The 24,317-nt window shown below is 63.2% G+C and carries 22 protein-coding genes; 8 read left to right on the top strand and 14 right to left on the bottom strand.

The genetic code is table 11. The annotated features are described in order from the left end of the window. Positions 1–144 precede the first annotated feature (144 nt). The 5 genes from glnT to ABOC32_RS20120 all read left to right on the top strand — a co-directional run bounded on the left by glnT (position 145) and on the right by ABOC32_RS20120 (position 5,963). A complete protein-coding gene (gene glnT, locus ABOC32_RS20140) occupies positions 145–1,479 on the top strand; it encodes a type III glutamate--ammonia ligase (RefSeq protein WP_426808558.1) in 1,335 nt (444 codons plus the stop codon). Positions 1,480–1,545: 66 nt separating this feature from the next. Beyond that, positions 1,546–2,451 carry a class II glutamine amidotransferase gene (locus tag ABOC32_RS20135; protein ID WP_426808557.1) on the top strand — a complete coding sequence of 302 codons (906 nt, stop codon included), beginning with the start codon at positions 1,546–1,548 and terminating at the stop codon, positions 2,449–2,451. A gap of 27 nt (positions 2,452–2,478) precedes the next feature. Beyond that, complete coding sequence (locus tag ABOC32_RS20130; RefSeq protein WP_086975057.1) at positions 2,479–3,153, top strand: protein glxC; 675 nt, start codon at positions 2,479–2,481, stop codon at positions 3,151–3,153. A 15-nt stretch (positions 3,154–3,168) separates the two neighbouring features. Next, positions 3,169–4,494, top strand: coding sequence for an FMN-binding glutamate synthase family protein (locus ABOC32_RS20125; protein ID WP_426808556.1), 1,326 nt, complete (start codon positions 3,169–3,171; stop codon positions 4,492–4,494). Positions 4,495–4,658: 164 nt separating this feature from the next. Continuing rightward, complete coding sequence (locus ABOC32_RS20120) at positions 4,659–5,963, top strand: ammonium transporter (protein WP_086975055.1); 1,305 nt, start codon at positions 4,659–4,661, stop codon at positions 5,961–5,963. A 126-nt stretch (positions 5,964–6,089) separates the two neighbouring features. Here ABOC32_RS20120 and ABOC32_RS20115 read toward each other — a convergent pair whose 3' ends face one another. Both ABOC32_RS20115 and ABOC32_RS20110 read right to left on the bottom strand, forming a co-directional pair. Further along, complete coding sequence (locus ABOC32_RS20115; RefSeq protein WP_016499253.1) at positions 6,090–7,502, bottom strand: purine-cytosine permease family protein; 1,413 nt, start codon at positions 7,500–7,502, stop codon at positions 6,090–6,092. Positions 7,503–7,928: 426 nt separating this feature from the next. Next, positions 7,929–8,381 (bottom strand): Lrp/AsnC family transcriptional regulator, encoded by a 453-nt coding sequence (locus ABOC32_RS20110; protein ID WP_234228003.1) that lies wholly within the window; start codon positions 8,379–8,381, stop codon positions 7,929–7,931. A gap of 111 nt (positions 8,382–8,492) precedes the next feature. Between ABOC32_RS20110 and ABOC32_RS20105 the strand changes: the two genes are divergently transcribed. Further along, positions 8,493–9,107 carry a LysE family translocator gene (locus tag ABOC32_RS20105; protein ID WP_426808555.1) on the top strand — a complete coding sequence of 205 codons (615 nt, stop codon included), beginning with the start codon at positions 8,493–8,495 and terminating at the stop codon, positions 9,105–9,107. A 66-nt stretch (positions 9,108–9,173) separates the two neighbouring features. Next, on the top strand, positions 9,174–9,806 hold the full coding sequence (locus tag ABOC32_RS20100; RefSeq protein ID WP_426808554.1) for a LysE family translocator: 633 nt from the start codon (positions 9,174–9,176) through the stop codon (positions 9,804–9,806). A 22-nt stretch (positions 9,807–9,828) separates the two neighbouring features. Here the strand turns inward: ABOC32_RS20100 and ABOC32_RS20095 are convergent, their stop codons facing one another. The 10 genes from ABOC32_RS20095 to ABOC32_RS20050 form a co-directional block, all read right to left on the bottom strand. Beyond that, complete coding sequence (locus ABOC32_RS20095; RefSeq protein WP_426808553.1) at positions 9,829–11,640, bottom strand: ATP-binding protein; 1,812 nt, start codon at positions 11,638–11,640, stop codon at positions 9,829–9,831. A 184-nt stretch (positions 11,641–11,824) separates the two neighbouring features. Further along, positions 11,825–12,388: an NUDIX hydrolase gene (locus ABOC32_RS20090; RefSeq protein WP_426808552.1), complete on the bottom strand. Its 564-nt coding sequence runs from the start codon at positions 12,386–12,388 to the stop codon at positions 11,825–11,827. Between the two features lie 2 nt (positions 12,389–12,390). After that, positions 12,391–13,143, bottom strand: a complete 753-nt coding sequence (locus ABOC32_RS20085; protein ID WP_016499259.1) for a GntR family transcriptional regulator — start codon at positions 13,141–13,143, stop codon at positions 12,391–12,393. 88 nt (positions 13,144–13,231) lie between these two features. Next, positions 13,232–13,621 carry a carboxymuconolactone decarboxylase family protein gene (locus ABOC32_RS20080; RefSeq protein ID WP_426808551.1) on the bottom strand — a complete coding sequence of 130 codons (390 nt, stop codon included), beginning with the start codon at positions 13,619–13,621 and terminating at the stop codon, positions 13,232–13,234. A 196-nt stretch (positions 13,622–13,817) separates the two neighbouring features. Continuing rightward, positions 13,818–14,303 (bottom strand): flavin reductase family protein, encoded by a 486-nt coding sequence (locus tag ABOC32_RS20075; protein WP_016487520.1) that lies wholly within the window; start codon positions 14,301–14,303, stop codon positions 13,818–13,820. 12 nt (positions 14,304–14,315) lie between these two features. Beyond that, positions 14,316–15,797 (bottom strand): aldehyde dehydrogenase, encoded by a 1,482-nt coding sequence (locus ABOC32_RS20070; RefSeq protein WP_043203122.1) that lies wholly within the window; start codon positions 15,795–15,797, stop codon positions 14,316–14,318. Beyond that, the gene (locus ABOC32_RS20065) at positions 15,794–16,627 is read right to left on the bottom strand and encodes an alpha/beta fold hydrolase (protein ID WP_426808550.1); all 834 of its coding nucleotides are present in this window, start codon (positions 16,625–16,627) and stop codon (positions 15,794–15,796) included. Before ABOC32_RS20065 ends, ABOC32_RS20070 begins: the two co-directional genes overlap by 4 nt. Before the next feature lie 68 nt (positions 16,628–16,695). After that, on the bottom strand, positions 16,696–17,292 hold the full coding sequence (locus ABOC32_RS20060) for an amino acid synthesis family protein (RefSeq protein WP_003256068.1): 597 nt from the start codon (positions 17,290–17,292) through the stop codon (positions 16,696–16,698). A 305-nt stretch (positions 17,293–17,597) separates the two neighbouring features. Further along, positions 17,598–18,638, bottom strand: coding sequence for an LLM class flavin-dependent oxidoreductase (locus ABOC32_RS20055; RefSeq protein WP_172232850.1), 1,041 nt, complete (start codon positions 18,636–18,638; stop codon positions 17,598–17,600). Positions 18,639–18,713: 75 nt separating this feature from the next. Next, positions 18,714–19,199: a flavin reductase family protein gene (locus ABOC32_RS20050; protein WP_016487516.1), complete on the bottom strand. Its 486-nt coding sequence runs from the start codon at positions 19,197–19,199 to the stop codon at positions 18,714–18,716. A 318-nt stretch (positions 19,200–19,517) separates the two neighbouring features. Here ABOC32_RS20050 and ABOC32_RS20045 point away from each other — a divergent pair, with 318 nt between their 5' ends. Continuing rightward, positions 19,518–20,924 (top strand): purine-cytosine permease family protein, encoded by a 1,407-nt coding sequence (locus ABOC32_RS20045; RefSeq protein WP_426808549.1) that lies wholly within the window; start codon positions 19,518–19,520, stop codon positions 20,922–20,924. 151 nt (positions 20,925–21,075) lie between these two features. Here ABOC32_RS20045 and ABOC32_RS20040 read toward each other — a convergent pair whose 3' ends face one another. Continuing rightward, entirely contained in the window at positions 21,076–22,701 is a 1,626-nt protein-coding gene (locus ABOC32_RS20040; protein WP_426808548.1) for a methyl-accepting chemotaxis protein, read from the bottom strand. Positions 22,702–22,934: 233 nt separating this feature from the next. Continuing rightward, positions 22,935–24,134 carry an NAD(P)/FAD-dependent oxidoreductase gene (locus tag ABOC32_RS20035; RefSeq protein WP_426808547.1) on the bottom strand — a complete coding sequence of 400 codons (1,200 nt, stop codon included), beginning with the start codon at positions 24,132–24,134 and terminating at the stop codon, positions 22,935–22,937. Between the last annotated feature and the right edge of the window lie 183 nt (positions 24,135–24,317).

Raw genomic sequence — 24,317 nt, 5'->3', positions numbered from 1 at the left:
TGGGAGCGGGCGTGCCCGCGAAGAGGCCCGAACAGACACCCCAAGGTCGCACTCTGAACAAACTTGGCAAGCGCATTGCATTCCTTAGAGGAAAGTAAGTTTCCCTTGCGGAATCATTGCCCCTTGCCCAGGAGTGTTCAACCCATGTTGCCAGCAGAAACCCAGCGCACCCTCGACCAACACGGCATCAAGTACGTGCTGGCGCAGTTCGTCGATATCCATGGTTCGGCGAAGACCAAATCGGTGCCGGTATCGGGCCTTAAGATGGTAGCCGAGGAGGGTGCCGGCTTTGCCGGGTTCGCCATCTGCGGCATGGGTATGGAGCCGCACGGCCCAGACTTCATGGCCCGTGGCGACCTCGCCACGTTGGTCCCTGTGCCGTGGCAGCCGGGCTATGGCCGGGTGGTGTGCGTGGGCCATGTCAACGGCCAGCCTTGGCCCTACGACACCCGCTACGTGCTGCAGCAGCAGGTGCAGCGCCTGGCCGACAAGGGCTGGACCCTGAACACCGGCCTTGAGCCCGAGTTCAGCCTGTTCCGCCGCGACGAAGGCGGCAAGCTGCAACTGGTGGACGCCTCCGACAACCTCGACAAGCCATGCTACGACTACAAGGGCCTATCACGCTCGCGGCTGTTCCTCGAGCGCCTGACCGAGGCGCTGCAGCCGGTGGGCTTTGACATCTACCAGATCGACCACGAAGACGCCAACGGCCAGTTCGAGATCAACTACACCTACAGCGACGCCATGGAGTCGGCCGACCGCTTCACCTTCTTCCGCATGGCCGCCGGCGAGATCGCCAACGACCTGGGCATGATCTGCTCGTTCATGCCCAAGCCTGACCCCAAGCGCGCCGGCAACGGCATGCACTTTCACCTGTCGCTGGCCAGCAGCGCTAACAAGAACCTGTTCCACGACCCGGCCGACAGCAGCGGCATGGGCCTGTCGAAGCTGGCCTACCACTTTGCCGCAGGGCTGATGGCCCACGGCCCGGCCTTGTGTGCCTTTGCGGCGCCAACGGTCAACTCCTACAAGCGCCTGGTGGTGGGCCGTTCGTTGTCGGGTTCCACCTGGGCCCCGGCGTTCGTCGCCTGGGGGGCCAACAACCGTTCGGCGATGGTGCGCATTCCTTATGGTCGCCTGGAGTTTCGCCTGCCGGACGCCGGTTGCAACCCGTACCTGGTCACCGCCGCGATCATTGCCGCCGGCCTGGATGGCATCGACCGCCAGCTGGACCCGGGCGAGATGTGCAATGAAAACCTCTACAACCTCAGCCTTGAAGAAATTGCCGCACGCGGCATCAAGACCCTGCCGCAATCGCTGAAGGAGGCCGCCGACGCGCTCGAAGCCGACCCGTTGTTCCGCGAGGTGCTGGGCGCCGAGATCGTCGACGAGTTCATCAAGCTCAAGCGCATGGAGTGGGTGGAGTACTGCCGCCACGTCTCCGACTGGGAAATCCAGCGTTACACCGAGTTCTTCTGACCGCCCCCAATCCCTTGGGCGGCCGACACGAAAGCGCTCGCCCACTGCCTAGTAAGGAGCATCACCATGTGTGGAATCGTAGGTCTGTACCTGAAAAAGCCCGAGCTGGAAGCCCAGCTTGGCAAGCTCTTCGAACCCATGCTCGAAGCCATGACCGACCGTGGCCCGGACAGCGCCGGCTTTGCCATCTATGGCGACGAAGTGGCCGATGGCTGGGTCAAGCTGACCCTGCAAGCGGCTGACACCCATTACCCCTGGACCACCTTGATGGGCCAGCTGGAAGGGCACCTTGGCTGCTCGCTGGACTGGTTCCAGAACGCCAGCGCCGCGGTGCTCAAGGTGCACACCGATGAAGCCGCTGCCCGCGCCGCGTTGGCCGAGCTAGCGCCCGATGTGCGCATCATGAGCGCCGGGCAGAGCATCGAAATCCTCAAGGGCATGGGCTTGCCGGCAGAAATTTCCGACCGCTTCGGCCTGGCCGGCATGAAGGGCAGCCACATCATCGGCCACACTCGCATGGCCACCGAAAGCGCCGTGACCATGGAAGGCAGCCACCCGTTCTCCACCGGCGCCGACCTGTGCCTGGTGCACAACGGCTCGCTGTCCAACCACTTCCGCCTGCGCCAGGAGCTCAAGCGCGAAGGCATCAGTTTCGAAACCGACAACGACACCGAAGTGGCCGCCGGCTACCTGACCTGGCGCCTGCAGCAGGGTGACAGCCTGGCCCAGGCGCTGGATAGCGCACTGGAAGACCTGGACGGCTTCTTCACCTTTGCCATCGGCACCCGCAACGGCTTTGCCGTGATCCGCGACCCGATCGCTTGCAAGCCGGCGGTGCTGGCCGAGACCGAAGACTACGTGGCCATGGCCTCGGAATACCAGGCACTGGCCGGCCTGCCAGGCATCGAGCACGCCAAGGTCTGGGAACCGGCCCCGGCCACGCTGTACGTCTGGGAGCGCGAAAGCGCCTGACCTGCCACCGAACCCCTGGAGAACCTTATGAAGACCATTGACCTTTCCAGCACTTCGGTGCGTGTGCTCAACCAGTCCCTGCACGGCGATGTGCAGGACCTTGAATGGCAAGTGACCCACCCTGGCGGCAAGCACAACCTGGCTGTGGGCATCAACGCCGCCGTGGCGGTGGATATCGAAGGGCATGCCGGCTACTACTGCGCCGGCATGAACCAGCAGGCCAGTGTCACCGTGCATGGCAACGTCGGTGTGGGCGTGGCCGAGAACATGATGTCCGGCTCGGTGCGGGTCAAGGGCAGCGCCTCCCAGGCCGCGGGCGCCACTGCCCATGGCGGGCTGCTGGTGATCGAGGGTGACGCCGGTGCCCGTTGCGGTATTTCCATGAAAGGCGTGGACATCGTGGTCGGCGGCAGCATTGGCCACATGAGCTGCTTCATGGGCCAGGCCGGGCGCCTGGTGGTGTGTGGCGATGCCGGCGATGCGTTGGGCGATTCGCTGTATGAGGTGCGTATCTACGTCAAGGGCTCGGTGCAGTCGCTGGGCTCGGACTGCATCGAGAAAGACATGCGCGCCGAACACCTGCAAGAGCTGCAGGAACTGCTGAACAAGGCTGGCCTGGACCACAAGGCCGCCGATTTCAAACGCTACGGCTCGGCCCGCCAGCTGTACAACTTCAAAGTCGACAACGCCAGCGCGTACTGATCCAGGAGCATTCCCATGAGCGAGCAATTCCCCCCGGTACTGCGTGAGTCGGCCACCTTCGATCGCCTGACCATCCAGGAAATCCAGCGAGCCGCCGAAACCGGCATCTACGACATTCGCGGTGGTGGCACCAAGCGCCGTGTGCCGCACTTCGACGACCTGCTGCTGCTGGGCGCCAGCGTGTCGCGTTACCCCCTGGAAGGCTACCGCGAGAAGTGCGGCACCGACGTGGTGCTGGGCAACCGCTTTGCGAAAAAGCCGATCCACCTGAAAATCCCGGTGACCATCGCCGGGATGAGCTTCGGCGCGCTGTCGGCCAATGCCAAGGAAGCGCTGGGCCGTGGTGCGACCATCGCCGGCACCAGCACCACAACCGGCGACGGCGGCATGACCCCGGAAGAGCGCGGCCAGTCGCAGCACCTGGTGTATCAGTACCTGCCATCGCGCTACGGCATGAACCCCGACGACCTGCGCAAGGCCGATGCCATCGAGATCGTCCTCGGCCAGGGCGCCAAGCCGGGCGGTGGCGGCATGCTGCTGGGCATGAAGGTGACCGAGCGGGTAGCCGGCATGCGCACCCTGCCGATCGGCGTCGACCAGCGCAGTGCCTGCCGCCACCCGGACTGGACCGGCCCGGATGACCTGGCGATCAAGATTGCCGAGATCCGCGAGATCACCGACTGGGAAAAACCCATCTACGTGAAGATCGGCGCCAGCCGCCCGTATTACGACGTGAAGCTGGCGGTGAAGGCCGGTGCGGATGTGATCGTGCTCGATGGCATGCAGGGCGGTACCGCAGCGACTCAGGAAGTGTTCATCGAGCACGTCGGCATCCCGATTCTGCCGGCCATCCCGCAAGCGGTGCAGGCGCTTCAGGAAATGGGCATGCACCGCAAGGTGCAGCTGATCGTCTCTGGCGGTATCCGCAATGGTGCCGACGTGGCCAAGGCCATGGCCTTGGGGGCAGATGCGGTGGCCATTGGTACGGCGGCGTTGATCGCCCTGGGTGACAACCACCCGCGGCTGGACAGCGAGCTGAAGAAGATTGGCTCGGCCGCGGGCTTCTATGACGACTGGCAAAACGGCCGCGACCCGGCCGGCATCACCACTCAGGACCCGGAGCTGGCCAAGCGCCTGAACCCGGAAGAGGCAGGGCGGCGGCTGGCGAACTACCTGCGCGTGCTGGTGCTGGAGGCGCAGACCATGGCGCGGGCGTGTGGCAAGTCGCACCTGCACAACCTTGACCCGGAGGACCTGGTGGCGTTGACCGTGGAAGCGGCTGCGATGGCGCGGGTGCCGTTGGCGGGGACTCCCTGGGTGCCGGGGCAGGCGCAGTACTGATCCAGCGTTTTTGGGGCCGCTTTGCGGCCCATTCCGACCGGTCCGGCGCCCCGGCAAGGCCGCTCCCACAACGAACCGCGATCTCCTGTAGGAGCGGCCTTGTGCCGCGAATGGGCTGCAAGGCAGCCCCAAGGGCACCCGACCATTCACACAGGAGTGACTCCATGAAGCACCTCACCCTCGCTGTAATGTTGTTAGCCCTGGCCACCCAGGCCACTGCCGCCGAAACCACCCTGGACACCGGCAACACCGCCTGGATGATCTGCGCCGCGATGTTTGTGCTGATGATGTGCATCCCAGGCCTGGCGCTGTTCTACGGCGGCATGGTACGGGCGAAGAACTTCCTCTCCGTGTTCACCCAGCTGTTCGCCGTGGCCGGGGTTATCGGGATCCTCTGGGTACTGTTCGGTTACAGCCTGGTGGTCGATACTACCGGCATGGTCGAGGGCCAGCTCACCTTCAACAGTTTCATCGGCGGGCTGGACAAGGCACTGATGCTGGATATCGGCCATGACAGCCTGGTCGGCACCATCCCCGAAGGCGTGTTTGCGGTGTTCCAGCTGACGTTCGCCATCATCACCCCGGCGCTGATTGCCGGCGGTTTTGCCGAACGCATGAAGTTCAGCGCTTCGTTGCTGTTCATGGCGGCGTGGTTCGTGCTGGTGTACGCGCCGATTGCCCATATGGTGTGGGGCGGGCCGGGGGCGCTGATGGTCAATTGGGGCGTGCTGGACTTTGCCGGTGGTACTGCGGTGCATATCAACTCCGGCGTGGCTGCCCTGGCTGCGGCATTGATGCTGGGCAAGCGCAAAGGCTACCCGCAGGTGGCCATGCCGCCGCACAACCTCGGCTTTACCCTGGTGGGTGCGGGGTTGCTGTGGGTGGGCTGGTTCGGCTTCAACGTAGGGTCGGGGCTGGCAGCCAACGAGGGGGCAGGGGTGGTGATGCTGGCGACCATGGTGGCGGCCTGCGCCGGGATTGTCGGTTGGTTGCTGACCGAGAAGGTGATGCATGGCCGGCCGACTGCCTTGGGTGCGGCGTCGGGGGCATTGGCCGGGTTGGTGGGCATCACACCGGCTTGCGCGTTCGTCGGGCCGCTGGGTGCGCTGGTGATCGGTGTGATGACGGGTGCCATCTGCTTCTTTGCCGTGACCCGGCTCAAGCAGGCACTGGGGTATGACGACAGCCTCGATGTGTTCGGGCTGCATGGCGTGGGAGGGATGGTCGGGGCGGTGCTGACCGGGGTGTTTGCAGCGCCATCGCTGGGGGGCTATGTCGAGGGCGTATCGCCCATCGGGCAGGCACTGGTACAGCTCAAAGGGGTGGCGTTCACCTTCGTGTACTGCTTCGTGGTGAGCTGGGCGATTCTCGGGGCGATCAAGCTGACTGTCGGGCTGCGGGCCAGTCGGGAGGAAGAAGAGCAGGGGCTGGACCTGGCGGAGCACAATGAGCGGGCGTACAACCTCTGATTGGTCTGTTGCCTGTGCCGGCCTCTTCGCGGGTAAACCCGCTCCCACAGGAATGCCACAGGGTTTGAAATCCGTGGTGTCTCTGTGGGAGCGGGTTTACCCGGGAAGAGGCCGGCACAGGTTGAATCAGTGCCCCATGGCCAACTTGGCACTCGTCTGCCGACGACGGTAAGCGCTGTCACGCGAAGCCAGCCACCAGTACAGCGGCGAGGTAATTGCCAGCCCCACCAGCCACGACAGGTCCGCCCCGTTGATGTGCTCGGAAATCGGCCCGACATACAGCGGCGTGTTCATGAACGGGATCTGCACCACGATACCTACCGCATAGGCAATCAACGCCTGTGGGTTGTAACGCCCGTAGATACCGCCATCGACCTGGAAGATCGACTGGATGTCGTAGTCACCTTTGTGGATGACATAGAAGTCGATCAGGTTGATCGCTGTCCACGGCACCAGTACCACCAGCAGCACCAGCACCATGTCGACGAAGTGGCCGATGAAGTCTGCCGAGGCGAACACCGCCACTACGCAGCAGGCCGACAGCACGATCAGCGACAGCACCGCACGGCTCTTGGCAGTAGGAATCCAGCGGTAAGCGAAGGTTTGCACCAGGGTGATGATCGACAGCACCGCGCCATACAGGTTGAGGGCGTTATGGCTGATGACGCTGAGCAGGAACAGCACCAGCATGATCGGGCCCAGGGTGCCGGTGGCCAGCTTGACCGCATCCATGGTGTCCATGCCGGCCGGGATCGCCAGTACCGCCACGGCGCCGAAGATGAACGACAGGCTCGAACCCAGGGCAGAGCCCAGGTAGGTGGTCCAGAACGTCGAGCTGACTTTCACATCCGCCGGCAGGTAGCGCGAGTAGTCCGACACATAGGGCGCAAAGGCGATCTGCCACAGCGCCGCCAGCGACACGGTGGCCAGCCAGCCGGCCAGGTTGAAGCTGCCGCGGGTCAGGAAGTCGTCGCTTTGCACGTGGGTGAAGATGTAGCCGAAACCGACCACGATGCCGATGCCCAGCACCCAGGTGCCGATACGGTTGAGCACGTGGATGAAGCGGTAGCCGATGATGCCGATGATGCCCGAACCCAGCGCACCGATGACGATGCCCACCGGTACCGGCACGGTGTCTACCACGCCATGCAGCGACTTGCCGGCGAGCACGATGTTGGAGGCGAAGAAGCCGATGTACATGACGCCGGCGATCACCACCACCAGCAGCGCGCCGAGGGTTCCGAACTGGGCGCGACTCTGGATCATCTGCGGGATGCCCATTTGCGGGCCCTGGGCCGAGTGCAGCGCCATCAGCACCCCGCCGACCAGGTGGCCGACCAGAATGGCGACGATGCCCCATATCAGGTTCAGGTGAAACAGCTGCACGCCCAGCGCGCCGGTGACGATGGGCAGCGGCGCGATGTTGCCGCCGAACCACAGTGTGAACAGATCCCTTACCTTTCCATGGCGGTCTTGCGGGGGCACGTAGCCGATTGTGTGTTTTTCTATCAGGGGTGCCGAATTGGCTGCACTGGTCATGACTGACTCCAAGGCAAGGTAGGGCATCGGGAGCTGCCCGGGGGCGTGCCGGCGATGGGCGACGCGTTCTTGTTGGAGGGATGATGCGGGGCGCGGGGATAACGAGAAATTAGTAAATATGTACCCATAAACCTTAAAAAACCTAAGGCTGACAAAAGCTTAAGCGGGTGACGGTAGCAAGGAGGGTGCCAGTTGGCGGGAAGGCTTGGGATAGAGGGGTTCAGCCCTGGGAAGGCGGCAAGTAATGGGCTTTGATGGTGCGCCGTGCGCGTTTTCAGGGCAGCTGAATGGTTGCCTTTGTTGGCCCTTTCGCGGACTTGCCCGCTCCCACAGGTATGGCGCAGCTTTCAGGATCTGTAGTGAACCTGTGGGGATGAACCTGTGGGAGCGGGCGAGCCCGCGAAAGGGCCAGTACAGGCAATAGCGCTACATAGGCAGCAATCGGTCCTGAATCACTTCCTTCATCACCAGGGTCGAGCTCAGGCGCTTCACGTTGGGAATGCTGGTCAGTTTCTCGTCGTACAGCTTCTGAAACGCCGGCAGGTCCTTGGCCACCACATGCAGCAGGTAATCCGGGTCACCGAACAACCGCTGCGCTTCGACAATCTGCGGGATCTGGGAAAGTGCCGCTTCAAAATCCGCTACCGGCTGGCGGGTGACCTCGCGCAGGGTCACGAACACCAACGCGGCAAAGTTCAGCCCCAGGGCGCTTGGCGCCAAGCGGGCGTGATAGCCGAGTATTGCCCCAGACTCCTCCAGCGCCTTCAAACGCCGATGGCACGGCGACAGGCTTAGCCCCACGCGGTCGGCCAGTTCGGTTACCGACAGCCGACCGTCTTTTTGCAGCTCGGCAAGTATTTTTCTATCCGTCCTGTCCATTGAGAAGGATCTTCCAGTAATTGAGCAATTGCAGGGAATATACGAAAGAAAATCCCTGAGCGGAATCCGTAATCTTTCGACATACCAAGGCAGTAGATAAGGAAGATTCAAGTGGCTATCAGTGTGCTGACGGCGTTTTGGGCCGTGTCGATGCTGTTCGTGATTACCCCGGGTGCAGACTGGGCTTACGCCATTTCGGCAGGCATGCGCGGGCGCTGGGTGATGCCCGCCGTGGCGGGGATGTTGTCGGGGCATTTCCTGGCAACACTGGTGGTGGCTGCGGGTGTCGGCAGCCTGTTGGCGGGCCACCCGCTGGCGCTGACCCTGCTGACCCTGGCAGGGTGCAGCTACCTGCTGTGGCTGGGCGGCAACCTGTTGCTGAGCCCGGCATTGCCCGAGGCCGGGCAGGGCGGTGAGGGGGAGTCGGGGTCGCGTTGGGCGTTGAAAGGGTTCTGCGTCAGCGGCCTGAACCCGAAGGTATTCTTGCTGTTCCTGGCCTTGCTGCCGCAGTTCACCGACCCGCAGTCGAGCTGGCCGGTGCCGTTGCAGATCTTGCTGCTGGGCCTGGTGCACCTGTGCAGCTCACTGGTGATCTATTCACTGGTCGGCTATGGCGCCAAAGCTGTACTGAGCACCCGGCCAGGGGCGGCGAAGCTGGTTGGGCGGGCGTCGGGCGTGGCGATGATTGCCGTGGCCCTGGGTTTGATAGCGGGGCAAATCAACTGATTTCACCCGTGACAAAAGGCTTCAGATAAACTCGCCGCACACCCACGCACAACCAGGATGTGCCCCATGCCTGAAACCACCCAACTGCTCACCTTCGGCCTGATCTGCCTCGGCATGGTGCTGACCCCGGGGCCGAACATGATCTACCTGATCTCCCGTTCGATCTGCCAGGGCCGCAAGGCCGGGTTGATTTCCCTCGGTGGTGTGGCCCTGGGCTTTGTCATTTACATGTTCTGCGCGGCCTTGGGCATCACGGCGCTGGTAATGGCAGTTCCCTTTGCCTACGACGCGCTGCGTATCGGTGGCGCGCTGTACCTGTTGTACCTGGCCTGGCAGGCGCTGCGGCCCGCTGGTCGCTCACCCTTCCAGGTCCGTGACTTGCCCGCCGACAGCCCGCGGCGGCTGTTCACCATGGGGTTTGCCACCAGCCTGCTCAACCCCAAGATCGCCGTCATGTACCTGTCGCTGATGCCGCAATTCATAGTGCCGGGCCATGGCAGCGTGCTGCTGCAGTCGCTGGTATTGGGCTCGACGCAGATAGCCATCAGCGTCACGGTCAACGCGATGATTGCGGTCATGGCTGGGTCCATCGCCGTGTTCCTGGCTGGCAGGCCGCTATGGCAACAGGTTCAGCGTTGGTTGATGGGGACGGTGCTGGCAGGGCTGGCGCTGCGCATGCTGGCAGAAGGGCGCCGTTGAGCGCCCATCGCGCTGCCAGGTATCAGTGGCTGCTGGCCGAGGCGTCTTCGGCCGAGGCCGCAGGCGGATCCTCCTGGGGCAGGTAAAGGGTAAAGGTGGTGCCGTGGCCGGGGATGCTTTCTACCTGTACATCGCCCCCGGACTGCTTGACGAAACCGAACACCTGCGACAACCCGAGCCCGGTACCTTCACCCGGGGCCTTGGTGGTGAAGAACGGATCAAAGATGCGTTCCAGCAGTTCGGCGGCAATACCCACACCGCTGTCGCTCACCGATATCGCCGCGAAAGGAGTTGGCGGTGAAGGCTGGCCGCGCAGGGCAGGCAGGCGCTGGTCAGCCTGCAGGCGCAATTGCAAGGTGCCTTCGCCGGCCATGGCGTCGCGGCCGTTGAGCATCAGGTTGATCACCGCGGTTTCCAGCTGGCTGAGGTCGGCGCGGATGTGGCACGGCGCCTGCGGCAGTTGCAGCTCGACCTGGATGCGCGCCCCGGTGGCGGTGTCGAGCATGTCGGCCATGGCCTCCAGCCGTGGCCCGGCCTCGAACACTTCGGGGCTGAGGGCCTGGCGGCGGGCGAAGGCCAGTAGCTGGCCGGTCAGTTTGGCGCCACGGTCGACCGTATCAGATACGGTCTTGAGGTAGCGCTCGCGGCGTTTTTCATCAAGGTTGGGGCGCTGCAGGAAGTGCAACGACGAGCGAATGATGGTGAGCAGGTTGTTGAAATCGTGGGCAACCCCACCTGTCAGCTGGCCGATGGCTTCCAACTTTTGTGCCTGGCGCAGCACGGCTTCAGTATGCAGCAACTGAGCTGTGCGTTCTTCGACGCGGTGCTCCAGGGTAGCGTTGAGCGCCTCCAGCGCTGCCATCGCCTCGCGCACTTCGGCATTGGCCTGAACCCGCTGGATATGTGCCCAGCAACGTTCGGTCACTTCGCTGATCAGCGCTTGCTCGTAGTCGGTCCATACCCGGGGTACACGGTCGTGAATGGCCATCAGCGCGGTCAGCCTGCCACCCTTGATCAGCGGCATGCAGATAGTGGCGGTAATGCCGATGGCCTGAAATGTCGCCGCCTCGTCAGCGGCCAGCTCGCGGAGGTTGTCATTGATGACCAACGCCAGGCCGCTGCGCAGGCGGCTGACCGCCATGCGGCCGAAGTCATGCAGGTGATATTGGCCCACCAGCCGGGGTGAGCCGGGCGCCACTGCATCGCCGCAGATGGTGAAACCGTCCTCGTCCGGCTCCATCACCGCATAGGCGCAGCTAGACAGCCCAAGGTGCTCGACCAGCATGCGCGTGGTGATGGCCATGATCTGGTCCGGGTCGGTGGCGTCGGCCACGGCGCGGCCGAGGTTGTCGAGAAAGTTAAGGCGCTGGTTAGTGGCTACGCTGGTGGTGGTTTCGGTGACCGTGTCGAGCATGCCCAGCACCTCGCCATCAAGGCCGCGAATCGGGCTGTAGCAGAAGGTGAAATAGGCCCGCTCCGGGCCGCCGTTGCGGTCGATGATCAGCGGAAAGTCTTCGATGTACACCGCTTCGCCAGCCAAGGCGCGGTCCGCCATGCTGCCGATGTCGGCCCAGGCTTCCTGCCACACGTCGCGGAAGGGGATGCCCAGGGCCAGGGGCTTGCGCCCGAGAATCTGGGTGAAGGCATCGTTGTGCAGGGTTAGCAGGTCAGGGCCCCAGAGCACGGCCTGCGGAAAGCGCGAGGCCAGGCACAGGGCCATGGTGGTCTTCAGCGCATCGGGCCAATGTTCCAGTGGGCCCAAAGGGGTGTTGGCCCAATCGTGGTTGCGGATGCGCTCGGCCATCAGCCCGCCGCCGTCTAGCCATTTCGCCATGTGCTCTGTCGGTCCTTTAACTCAAGGCCTTTAGGGTGCACCGAGAATAGACGGTTGGCGAGGATTTTGTGATGGTCTGTTCCGGCCTGTTCGCGGGTAAACCCGCTCCCACAGGGATCTTGGTTGCCCACGACCTGCGCTTTATCTGTGGGAGCGGGTTTACCCGCGAACAGGCCGGCACAGGCTAGCGAATGAAGTGCACCTTGCCGGTGTCATCGTTGCCCATGTAAATGCCATACACCCCGGCCTGCCGCTCAAGGATGTAGCGCTCGAGAATCTGCCGGATAGCCGGGTAGTAGATTTCGTCCCACGGAATCTCGTCGGGTTCGAAGAACTTGTAGGCCAGGGTCTCCGGCCCGTACTGCCCGGTTTCTTCGGTGACGCTGGCGCGGAAGATGATGTACACCTCGCTGATTTTCGGCACGCTGAAGATGGAATAGGGCGAGACGATGTCGGCGCGCACGCCGCTTTCTTCCCAGACCTCGCGCAGCGCCGCCTGCTCGGTGGTTTCGCCAGCCTCCATGAACCCGGCCGGCAAGGTCCAGGTGCCCGGGCGCGGTGGGATGGCGCGCTGGCACAACAGGTACTTGCCATCGCGCTCGATGATGCAGCCGGCGATGATCTTCGGGTTGATGTAATGGATGTAGCCACAGCCGGTGCAGTGCAGGCGCTCGTGGGTATCGCCTGTGGGAACGCCCCGGGCCAGTTCCATGGTGCAGTGCGGGCAATAGCGCGGGGCGGTGGGCATGATCAGCGACCTATGCGGGGTTCCTTGAGGGCCAGGGGCTCGACGATGTCGCGCACCTTGGGGTTGTCATCCTGCTTCTGGCGCAGGTAGTCCAGGGCCACCTTGGCGGCAGCGCGGACGTGGTCGACCGAGGCCTGATGGGCCACCAGCGGGTCGCCACCCTTGATCGCTTCGACGATCTTTTCCATTTCGCGGTTGCTGGCGCCACGGCGGTTTTCCTGCGATACCGAGGTGGCGCGCAGGTAGCTGATGCGCGCCTGCAACTGGCGCAGTTGCTGGGCGGCCACCTGGTTGCCGGAGCCTTCCAGCAGCACATCGTAGAAACCTTGTACCGAATCCAGTACCTGTTGCAGCTCGCCCTCTTCGAGGGCCTCGCGGTTGACCTCCAGCGCACGTTCCAGGGCACGGATGTCCTTGGCCTTGGCGTTGAGGGTGAATAGCTGCACGATCAGGCCTTCGAGCACGCAACGCAGCTCGTAGATGTCGCGGGCGTCTTCCAGGGTGATGATGGCCACGCGCGGGCCTTTGGCGTCGGCAAATTCCACCAGGCCTTCGGACTCCAGGTGACGCAGCGCTTCACGCACCGAGGTGCGGCTGACGCCAAGGCGGTCACAGAGGTCGCGCTCGACCAGGCGGTCGCCCGGGAGCAGGTGGAAGTTCATGATCGCCGCGCGCAGCTTGTCTAGCACGATTTCGCGCAGGGTAACGGGGTTGCGGTTGACCTTGAAGCTGTCGTCGAGTGGCTGGCGTTTCATCAGGTGCGCTCTTTAAGAGGCTGTTGCGCCAACATCGCGGAACGCCCCGAACCGAGGCTTTCCATGCAGTGGTTCGAACAGCCCGTTGTTATCGGGTTGACTCCGCATCGGCTTCGGCAAACGCTTCACGGGCCAGGCGGAAACTGTCCACCGCCGCGGGTACGCCGCAATAAATACCGACCTGGAGCAGAATTTCGCGGATCTGTTCACGGCTCAGACCATTGCGCAATGCACCGCGAATGTGCAGCTTGAGCTCGTGGGGCCTGTTGAGCGCGGAAATCATGGCCAAGTTTATCATGCTGCGCTCTTTGAGCGACAAGCCTTCGCGGCCCCAGACGTGGCCCCAGCAGTATTCTGTGACCAGTTCCTGCAACGGCTTGGTGAACTCGTCGGCGTGCTGGATCGAGCGGTTGACGTAGTCCTCGCCCAACACCTGGGTGCGGATGGCCAGGCCCTTGTCGTACTTCTCGTTACTCATGTGCCGTACTCCGAAAGAAAAAAGGGGCCGCAACCGAGGGTGAGACGATAGCGCGGCCCCTGAAAACAGGGTGATCGGTGTTGCCTTCTTCGCGGGTAAACCCGCTCCCACAGGTACTGCACAGGTTTCAGCATCTGTGCGATCCCTGTGGGAGCGGGTTCACCCGCGAAGAAGCCAACGCCGATTTCAAGATCTGTCAACCAAGCGGGGGCAGGGCGCCCAGCTTGCCTTTGTGGTAAACCATCGGCGTTACCGGCTCGGCCGGCAACACCAGGTTCTTCACCGCGCCGACGATGATCGCGTGGTCACCGCCGTCATACTCGCGCCACAGTTCGCACTCGATGATCGCCGTCGCCTTGGCCAGCAGCGGGTTGCCCAGCTCGCTCAAGTGCCACTCGACGCCCTTGGCCTTGTCCTTGCCCTTGCCGGCGAAGGCATAGGCTTCGGCGGTTTGCTCGGCGGACAGCAGGTGAATCGCGAACTGCTTGCTGTCCCGCAGGATCGGGTAGGTGTCGGAGGCGTAGTTGGGGCAGAACAGTACCAGCGCCGGGTCGATCGACAGCGCGCTGAAGGCGCTGGCGGTGATGCCGACGATGGCGCCGTCGGCGTCCAGGGTGGTGACTACCGTGACGCCGGACGGGAAAGAGCCCATCACGTCTTTGTAGATGCCGGGTTCGATCATCTCGTGTTCCTCCTAGCGCATCACGAACGGGTCGGGCATCGGCGCGGTGGACAGGTTGATCCACACGGTCTTCAGCTCGGTATAGGCCAGCACCGAATCGATGCCGCTCTCACGGCCGTAGCCGCTGTTCTTGAACCCACCAATGGGCGCCATGGCCGACACGGCGCGGTAGGTGTTGACCCAGATGATCCCCGAACGCACGTCGCGGGCCAGGCGATGGGCGCGGCCCAGGTCGCGGGTCCAGATGCCGGCTGCCAGGCCGAACTGCGAGTCGTTGGCGATGGCCAGCGCTTGCTCTTCGGTCTTGAAGCGGATGACCGCAGCGACCGGGCCGAACACTTCTTCCTGCATGATGGTCATCGAGTTGCTGTCGCACTCGAACAGGGTCGGCTCGTAGAACCAGCCGTCACCCTCGACCTCGGCACGCTTGCCGCCCATGTGCAATTTGGCGCCTTCGGCCTTCGCCGCAGCGACCAGGCCTTCGACCACGGCCAGCTGCTGTGCGGTGGCCATCGGGCCCATTTCGCTGGCGTCGTCCTGCGGGTTGCCGATGCGGATGCGCTTGGCGCGGGCAACCAGGCGCTCGACGAATTCGTCGAAGATCTCGTCTTGTACCAGCAGGCGTGAGCCGGCCACGCAGCTTTGCCCGGAGGCGGCATAGATGCCGGCCACGGCGCCGTTGATGGCGCTGTCCAGGTCAGCGTCGGCGAAGATGATGTTCGGCGACTTGCCGCCCAGCTCCAGCGACAGCTTGGCGAAGTTTTCGGCACTGCTGCGCACCACATGGCGGGCCGTGGCGGCACCACCGGTGAAGGCGATCTTGCGCACCAGGGGGTGGCGGGTCAGCGCCGCGCCGGTGGTTGGACCGTAGCCGGTGACCACGTTCACCACACCGGCCGGGAAACCGGCTTCGAGGGCCAGGCGGGCGAGCTCGAGGATGGTCGCCGAGGCATGCTCGGAGGGCTTGAGCACGATGGTGTTGCCGGCGGCCAGGGCCGGGGCAAGCTTGATCGCGGTGAGATACAGCGGGCTGTTCCACGGGATGATCCCGGCCACCACGCCGATTGGCTCGTGCACGGTGTAGGCGAACAGGTCGGGCTTGTCCAGCGGCAGGGTGCCGCCTTCAATTTTGTCGGCCAGGCCCGCGGTGTAGTGGAAGAACTCGGGCAGATAGCCGACCTGGCCGCGGGTTTCGCGGATCAGCTTGCCGTTGTCACGGCTTTCCAGCTGGGCCAGGTGTTCCTTGTTTTCGGCAATCAGGTCACCCAGGCGGCGCAGCAGCTTGCCGCGCGCCGTGGCGGTGATGCTGCGCCATTCCTTGCTTTCGAAGGCACGCTGGGCGGCCTGCACGGCCAATTCGACGTCGGTTTCGTCAGCGTCGGGCAACTGCGCCCAAGCCTGGGCGGTGGCCGGGTTGAGGCTGTCGAAGGTCTTGCCGCTCTGGGCATCGCGCCATTGGCCGTCGATGCACATCTGGAAACGAACGAGGGTCATGCAACAATCCCCTTGGCGGATTCGGTGAGGGTGCGGGCTTGCGCGAGGAAGTCCAGCAGCATCTTGTTGACTTCACGGGGTGCTTCTACCGGCATCATATGCCGTTGCTCGGCGAGGACCACACTGTGCGCACCCGGAATGCTGGCGGCGAGCTGGCGGGTCATGGCCGGGGTGGAGCCCGAGTCGAGTTCGCCAGTGGCGATCAGCGTCGGCACCTGGATGCTGCCCAGGTCGCTGGCGCGGTACATGTCCTGGGTGGCAAACAGCGAATAAGTGGTGTGGTAGCCCTGCGGGTCGTTGCTCGCCAGTACCTGGCGAATGGCGGCGACCTGCGCCGGGTTGGCAGCCTTGTATTCACGGCTGAACCAGCGGTCGAGGGCAGCATCGACGTTGGCGTCGGGGCCCAGCTCCGCCGCCTGGGCAGCGCGGGCGATCACGCCAGCACTCTGCTCGGGGGTGCGGTTGAACACGCTGTTGAGCACGACCAGCGCAGCCAGGCGCTGCGGGTAGTTCAGGGCAAATGCACGGGCAACCAGGCCACCCATGGAAAAGCCGATCACGGTCGCTTGTTGAATTTGCAGGTGGTCGAGCAATTCGGCGAGCTGGTCGGCGTAGCCTTCCAGCGGCGTGTCGGCAGCCGGTACGCGGCTTTGACCGTGGCCGAGCATGTCGTAGGCGATGACACGGTAGTCGTTGGCCAGGCCAACGATCTGACCGCCCCACATTTCCTTGTTCAGGCCCACGCCGTGGATCAGTACCACGGGTTGGCCCTGGCCTACGGACAGGTAGCTGGTGCCGGCAGGTGTACGTTCAGCGACAGGCTGAATCATGGAGGGCGCTCCTTGAAGGTCGGGCACGGCGGGAAAGCACGCCACGCCCCGGCCCGTCTTGGTTGTTGTTATTGAGCGTTGGCTTTTTCGGCAGCCAGTTCTTCCAGGTCGATGTAGCGGTTGCCGATGCGCGGGTGCAGGCGGCCGCCGTCGGCAGCGCCCAGCACCACGACGATTTCATCGGCGCGCGGGGCGTCTTCGATCTGCATTTCCAGGGTGATGTAGTGCGAACGCAGGCCTTCGTCGTCCTTCTGCATCATCGGGATCTGGATCGAGGTGCCGGGGCCGCCGCGCTTGTTGGTGAAGCTCAGGTAGCTCTTGGCCTGGACTGCTTCGCGGTAGTGGTTGCCGAAGCGCAGGGTGTGGATCACGGCCGAGGCGTGCTCGATTTCGCCGTCGGCGCCGACCACGGCAGCTTTGCCGTAGGCTTCGATCTTGTCGGCACCGCCGATGGCGGCGGTCAGGCGCTCGACCATCAGCGCACCCAGCTCCGAGCAGTTGGCGCGGATTTCCGGCTTCAGATCTTCAACAAAACCGCGACCGGCCCATGGGTTCTTGATCACGACGGCCAGGCCGACCATGGTCACCGGCTTGTCGGTGGCCTTGCCGCCTTCGATGCGGGTCTCTTCGGAGTAGGTGACGATCTTGCGGATTTCGAAACTCATGGGTGGCTCCTGGTGAGGGTTATCAGCTCTTGTTGTCTGATGGTATACCATAATATTTGTTGTGCAAGAGGTGTCAGGAAATTTCTCTTGCTTGGGGACGAAAGGTGGCCTGATGCCTTGATTTCTCTACTGCCTGTGCTGGCCTCTTCGCGGGTGAACCCGCTCCCACAGGGATACGCGGTCCTTTGTGGGAGCGGGTTCACCCGCGAAGAGGCCAGTGCAGGTTTCAAAAAAAAGCCCGCTCACGCAGGCCGAAGGGGCCCACGGGAGCGGGCGCGTCCCGCAATGATTCAGGCAAAGGGAATTCAGGCGAACGCCGGCACCACTTCCTTGATGAACAGCTCCAGCGACTTCTTCTTCTCGGCGTGTGGCAGGCTGTTGTCGCACCAGAAGCTGAACTCGTCGACGCCGAGTTCCTGGTAGTACTTGATGCGCGCGATGATTTCTTCCGGGGTGCCGATCATGGTGTTCTTGCGGATGTTCTCCAGCTGGAACGCCGGCACTTCGGCAAACTTCGATTCCGGGCTCGGCTCCAGAAAGCCGTTGACCGGCACGGTCTTGTTGCCGAACCAGGCATCGAAGGTACGGTAGAAGCGCGAGATGGCCTGGGCGCCGACCTTCCAGCCTTCAGGCTCGGCCGGGCTGTGTACGTGGGTGTGGCGCAGCACCATCAATTGTGGGCGCGGCACGTCCGGATTGTTGTCCAGGGCCGCCTGGAACTTGTTCTTCAGGTCCAGCACTTCTTCGTCACCCTTCATCAGCGGGGTGACCATGACGTTGCAGCCGTTGGCCACGGCGAAGTTGTGCGAATCCGGGTCGCGGGCGGCGATCCACATTGGCGGCGTCGCGTTGAACGGTTTCGGCACGCTAGTAGAGGTGGGGAACTTGTAGACTTCGCCGTCATGGGCGTAGTCGCCTTCCCACAGTTTGCGTACCACAGGCACCATCTCGCGCAGCGCCTTGCCGCCGTCGGTGGCCGGCATGCCGTTGGCCATGCGGTCGAACTCGAACTGGTAGGCGCCACGGGCCAGGCCCACTTCCATGCGGCCGTTGCTGATCACGTCGAGCAGGGCGCATTCGCCGGCGACGCGGATCGGGTTCCAGAACGGCGCGATGATGGTGCCGGCACCCAGGCGGATCTTCTCGGTGCGCGCGGCCAGGTAGGCCAGCAGCGGCATCGGGCTTGGCGAAATGGTGTACTCCATGGCGTGGTGTTCGCCAATCCACACGGTGCTGAAACCGCCGTCTTCGGCCATCAGGGTCAGTTCGGTCAGGTCTTCGAACAACTGGCGGTGGCTGACCTGTTCATCCCAACGTTCCATGTGTACGAACAACGAAAATTTCATGGGGCTTTCCTCAACGCTTGAAAGGGGCTGGCGCCTGGCAGGGTGGGCACCAGTGGTCACGATTCAGAATAGGCTTCAGGCAAAGGCCGGCAGGCTGGCCATCTTGCCGCGGCAGTACACCATCGGCCGTGGCGCTTCTTCGGGCACGATCAGGTTATGCACCTTGCCGACCATGATGGCGTGGTCGCCACCTTCATATTCACGCCACAGTTCGCATTCGATGACGGCGGTGGCACCGGCCAGGATCGGGTTGCCCAGTTCGCTCATGGACCACTCGATACCGCTGGCCTTGTCTTTGCCCTTCTTGGCAAACGCGTAGGCTTCGGCTTGCTGTTCACCGGAGAGCAGGTGAATGGCAAAGCGCTTCTGCTTGATCAGCACAGGGTAGGAGTCGGAGGTGTAGTTGGGGCAGAACAGCACCAGCGGCGGGTCCATCGACAGGGAGGAGAATGCGCTGGCGGTCAGGCCGACAACCGAGCCGTCGTCGTCCAGGGTGGTGATGACGGTAACGCCGGACGGGAAGGAGCCCAGGACGTTCTTGTAGACGGTTGCGTCGATCATCGGGAGTACCTCTTAAGGGCTGCGGTGGTCCGCGGTTTTTATCGTTGATGTGTCTGATGGTATACCGTAATACCTATTTTGCAAGCGGAATTTTCAGGCCGGGGTATTGCGCGATGAACGGCTAAAGGCCACGTAAACCGTGGCTTTGAATGGTTAGGCGGTTTGTCGCAGGGGTTTCCCAAGCAGATCAGTGGATGCTTTTTCGTGCGGATCAGTGTTGTCAAAAGTTTGGAATACCATAATATGGTCCGCAGCTGAGAGGCCGCCCTGGATGCGGTTTCCTTACAACGATAAAAACGACCTTTCGAGCTGAATCCTATGTCCCAACCGTCATCGCAACACCAGTTTGTCGAGAATCACACGGTCGATTACGTTCCACCTGCCGAGCGCCACGGGAAGGCGCGCGACCTGTTCACCCTCTGGTTCAGTACCAACATTGCGCCACTGCCTATCGTTACCGGCGCCATGGTGGTCCAGGTGTTCCACCTGAACCTGTTGTGGGGGCTGATCGCCATTGTGCTGGGCCATCTGGTCGGGGGCGTGGTTATCGCCCTGGCCTCTGCGCAGGGACCGCAGCTGGGCATTCCACAGATGGTGCAAAGTCGTGGCCAGTTCGGCCGTTACGGCGCCTTGCTGATCGTGTTCTTCACCGCGCTGATCTATGTCGGCTTCTTTATTTCCAACATCGTCCTCGCGGGCAAGACCATTCACGGCATTGCCCCGAGCATGCCGATGCCGGGCGCGATCGTGATCGGTGCCCTGAGCGCCACGGCGATTGGCGTGATCGGCTACCGCTTCATCCATGTGCTGAACCGCATCGGTACCTGGGTGATGGGCTCTGCGCTGCTGGCGGGCTTCATCATGATGTTCGCCCAGGAGCTACCGGCCGACTTCTTCAGCCGTGGTGCGTTCAACCTGTCGGGCTTTATCGCCACCGTGTCGCTGGGCACCATCTGGCAGATCAGCTTCTCGCCGTACACCTCCGACTATTCGCGTTACCTGCCGCGTGAAGTGGGCATTGCCAAGCCGTTCTGGGCCACTTACTTCGGCGCCACCCTGGGCACCATCTTGTGCTTCAGCTTCGGTGCCGTGGCGGTGCTGTGCGTGCCGGAAGGTACCGACGCCATGGACGCAGTGAAGCAGGCCACCGGTTGGCTGGGCCCGATCCTGATGGTGCTGTTCCTGCTCAACATCATCAGCCACAACGCCCTCAACCTGTATGGCGCGGTGCTGTCGATCGTCACCGCGATCCAGACCTTCATCGCCGAATGGACGCCGAGCATCAAGGTGCGGGTGATTCTGGCCACGGTGATTCTGGTGGGCTGCGGGTTGGTCGCACTGAACGCTTCGGCGGACTTCATCGGCCACTTCATCGGCCTGATCCTGGCGCTGCTGCTGGTGCTGGTGCCGTGGGCTTCGATCAACCTGATCGACTTCTATCTGATCAAGAAGGGTCAGTACGACATCGCTTCGATCTTCAGTGCGGACGGCGGCATCTATGGCCGCTTCAACCACCACGCGATCATTGCCTATGCCTGCGGCATCCTGGTGCAGTTGCCGTTTGCCAACACGTCGCTGTATGTGGGGCCGTATTCGAACATTGTCGAAGGGGCGGACTTGTCCTGGGTGTTCGGGCTGATTGTTACGGTGCCGCTGTATTACTGCCTGGCGACCCGGGGTAAGGCTGCCGAGAAGGCGGGGCGGGTTGTGAGTGTCAACGACTGATAAATGAATTTTGCTGTAAATGGGGCTGCTTTGCAGCCCTTCGCGGGCTTGCCCGCTCCCACAGGTTTTGTGTTGCTCTTGAGGCAAGCCACATTCCTGTGGGAGCGGGCAAGCCCGCGAAGGGCCGCAGAGCGGCCCCAGCCATTTCAGATCAAACCCTGAACTGCGCCACCATGCCATTCAGGTCTACCGCCAGCCGCGACAAATCCTGCGCCGCCGCACTGGTCTGGTTAGCCCCCGCCGACGTCTGCATCGCCAAGTCGCGAATGTTCACCAAATTGCGATCCACCTCCCGCGCCACCTGCGCCTGCTCCTCCGAGGCGCTAGCAATCACCAGGTTGCGCTGGTTGATCGATGCAATCGCCTCGGCAATCACTTCCAATGCCTGCCCGGCGCCTTGCGCCACCTCCAACGTTCCGGTGGCACGCCCCTGGCTGCTGTGCATCGCGGTCACGGCCCGCTCGGTACCGTTCTGGATGCCGGCAATCATCTGCTCGATCTCCGCCGTCGACTGCTGTGTCCGGTGGGCGAGGGCACGGACTTCGTCGGCCACTACGGCAAAGCCACGGCCCGCCTCACCGGCGCGCGCGGCCTCGATGGCGGCGTTCAGTGCCAGCAGGTTGGTTTGCCCGGCAATTGCGCCGATCACATCCAGCACGCGGCTGATCTCATTGGCATTGCTGGCCAGCTGTTCGATTTCGGCGGAGGTACCGGTCACGTCGGCCACCAGGTGCTGGATGGAGGCCAGTGCCTGATTGACCCGGTCACGGCCATCGCGGGTAGTCTGGTCGGCGCCTTTCGAGGCATCCGCCGTGCTGACCGCATTGTTCGCCACTTCCTCGACCGCAGCAGTCATCTGGTTGACGGCCGTGGCGGCCTGGTCGATTTCGGCGCTCTGCTGGTGCAGCCCGCGGCTGGTGTCTTCGGTGACGGTGTGCAGTTCTTCCGAGGCCGAAGCCAGTTGGTCGGACGACGCGGCGATCTTGCGAAGGGTGTCACGAAGGCTTTCCTGCATGCGGCCCAGAGCGCGCAACAGCAGGGCGGGCTCGTCGCGGCCGCTAACGCGGATTTCGCGCGTGAGGTCGCCGGTGGCAATACGTTCGGCGACAGCCACGGCATCGGCCAGCGGCACCACGATGCTGCGGGTAAGCACGGTGGCAATGGCGGCCAGGGCGACCATGATCACCAGTAACGAGAGGATGAGGGCAGTGAACGCTTCGTCGGCCACGTCGCTGCTGCGCTGGGAGGCCTCTTCGGCACCTTTGCTGTTATAGGCAATCAGCGCGGTCAGGGCCTTCATCATGGTGTCGGCACGCTGTGTGAGCGGGCCGCTTATCTGCTGCTTGGCCTCGTCCATGCGGCCTGCGGCAATGTCCTGGAGCACGCGCAGCTGCAGGTCGAGGTACTGCTGGTGCGCCTCGTCGAAGGTGTTGAACAGGGCGCGGTCGTCGGCGGCGATGATGGTGTCGGCGTAGTCTTTCAACCCGTCCTTGAGCTCGGCATTGATGCCATCGAGCATCTGCAGGTTGCGTGCACGTTCGGCGGGGTTATCGTCCAGTGCGGCGCGCAGGGTGACGGCGCGGGCGCGCCCCAGGTTGCTGCTGATGTCCCCCAGGGCTGCCACAGCGGGCATCCAGGTGACCCGGATCTCGTCCGTGGCCTTGTCCATCTGGCGGGTTTCGTAGAGTGCGATAAGGCCCATGAACAGGACCAGAATGCCCAACAGGGCGAATACGCTGGCAGCGCGAATGCCGATCTTCATATTCCGTAAATACATGGAATGCTCCTTGACGGTGGCGTGCAGGCCTCAGGAGCTTTGACGGAAAAGCCGGAACACCGGTAAGGCGTCAGGCTCTTGATGCGCTGCGGATTAGATTATGTGCCTCACCCTCGTGAATCCTTTTTTGATTTGAATGATGCCATATTGCCATCATTGTTGAACAGTCATTCAATGTAACGAAATGATTGACAAAACCGTCGTTTTTTGACGGTTTTGTCAGGTTTTTGCCGTTAAACGATCGCAATCATCGGGTCGGCAGCGGCCAGGGCTTGGGCGCGATCAGCTGCGGGTGGGTAGATCCATACCGAGTTGATCTGGCGTTTCAGCGCCTTGCCTTCCTGCCCCTGCAGTTTCAGTTCGCGCTCCCAGCCCTCGCTGTACGCCGCGCCCCATTCACCCAGGTCGAGGCAGGTAACGTACTTGGGCTGGCGGTACACCACCGGCGCCACGCCGAGCAGGTCGGCCATGGCGTTGTTGCCGCTGTGGCGGCCCATGGGGATGGCGTGCTGGCAGGTCATCAGGGCGTGGTTGCCGATTTCATCGACGGCCGCCCAGGCGGTATCACCGGTGGCATAGATGTGTTGCTGGCCAACCACCTTCAGGTGATCGTCGACCTTCAGCCGGCCGAAGTTGTCGCGCTCGCCGGCTACCTGCGCGGTCAGCGGGCTGGCCTTGACGCCAACCGTCCAGATGACCGTGTTGCTGGCGATGTATTCGCCGTTGTCGAGGGTGACACCGCCTGCGTCCACCGCCACCACAGAGGTGCTGGTCAGCCATTCGACACCGGCCTGCTGCGAGGCGGCAACGATCGACGGCTTGATGCCCGCACCCAGTGCCGCGCCGATGCTGGCGCCACGGTCTACAAGCACGACGCGCACATCGGCGTCACCGAGGATGGCACGTACCCGGGCGGGCATTTCGGTGGCGGTTTCGATGCCGGTGAAACCACCGCCGCAGACCACCACGGTGTTACGGGCAGGCGAAGCGGGCAAGGCGGCCAGGCCCGCCAGATGCTGCTCAAGACGCACGGCCGACGGCATCTGGTCGACATCGAAGGTGTGCTCGGCCAGCCCCGGGACTGCCGGGCGTGCCACCTGGCTGCCAGCGGCAAGGATAAGGCGGTCGTAGCCGATCTGCTGGCGCTGGCCGTGGCTGTCGGTGTAGCTGACGCTGCGCGCGTCGGCGTCGATGGCCTCGGCATTGCCGGTGATGAAGCGTACGCCCACGGCTTCGAACAGCTCACCCACAGGTGCCTTCAAGGTGTGCGCGTTGGCCTCGTAGAGGCGTGGGCGAATGTGCAGTTCCGGCTGCGGCGCGAGCACGCTGATGCTCAGGTCATCGCGCTGGGCCTGGTCAAGCAGGCGAGCGGCACTCAGGGCGCTCCATACGCCGGCGAAACCGGCACCGATGATCAGGATGTTGGATTTCATGCAGGTGCTCCGCAAATGTCGTACAGGGAATGTAGAGGGCTTCGATCACACGGCAGGTGTCTCTCGAATAACTACGACTCTATTGGTCGTAGTTTGTCTTTGCAAGTATTTTCTTCGCTGCGAGCAGGCAGCTGATCGGTGGGCTGTAAGCGATTTCTTCTGCGCAGGCTGGCGGGGCGGCGG

It is taken from the genome of Pseudomonas sp. WOUb67 (assembly GCF_050058005.1).
Lineage (GTDB): Bacteria > Pseudomonadota > Gammaproteobacteria > Pseudomonadales > Pseudomonadaceae > Aquipseudomonas > Aquipseudomonas putida_R.
Note: the sequence above shows the minus strand (reverse complement) of the source record. Positions and strands in the feature narration are given on the sequence as shown.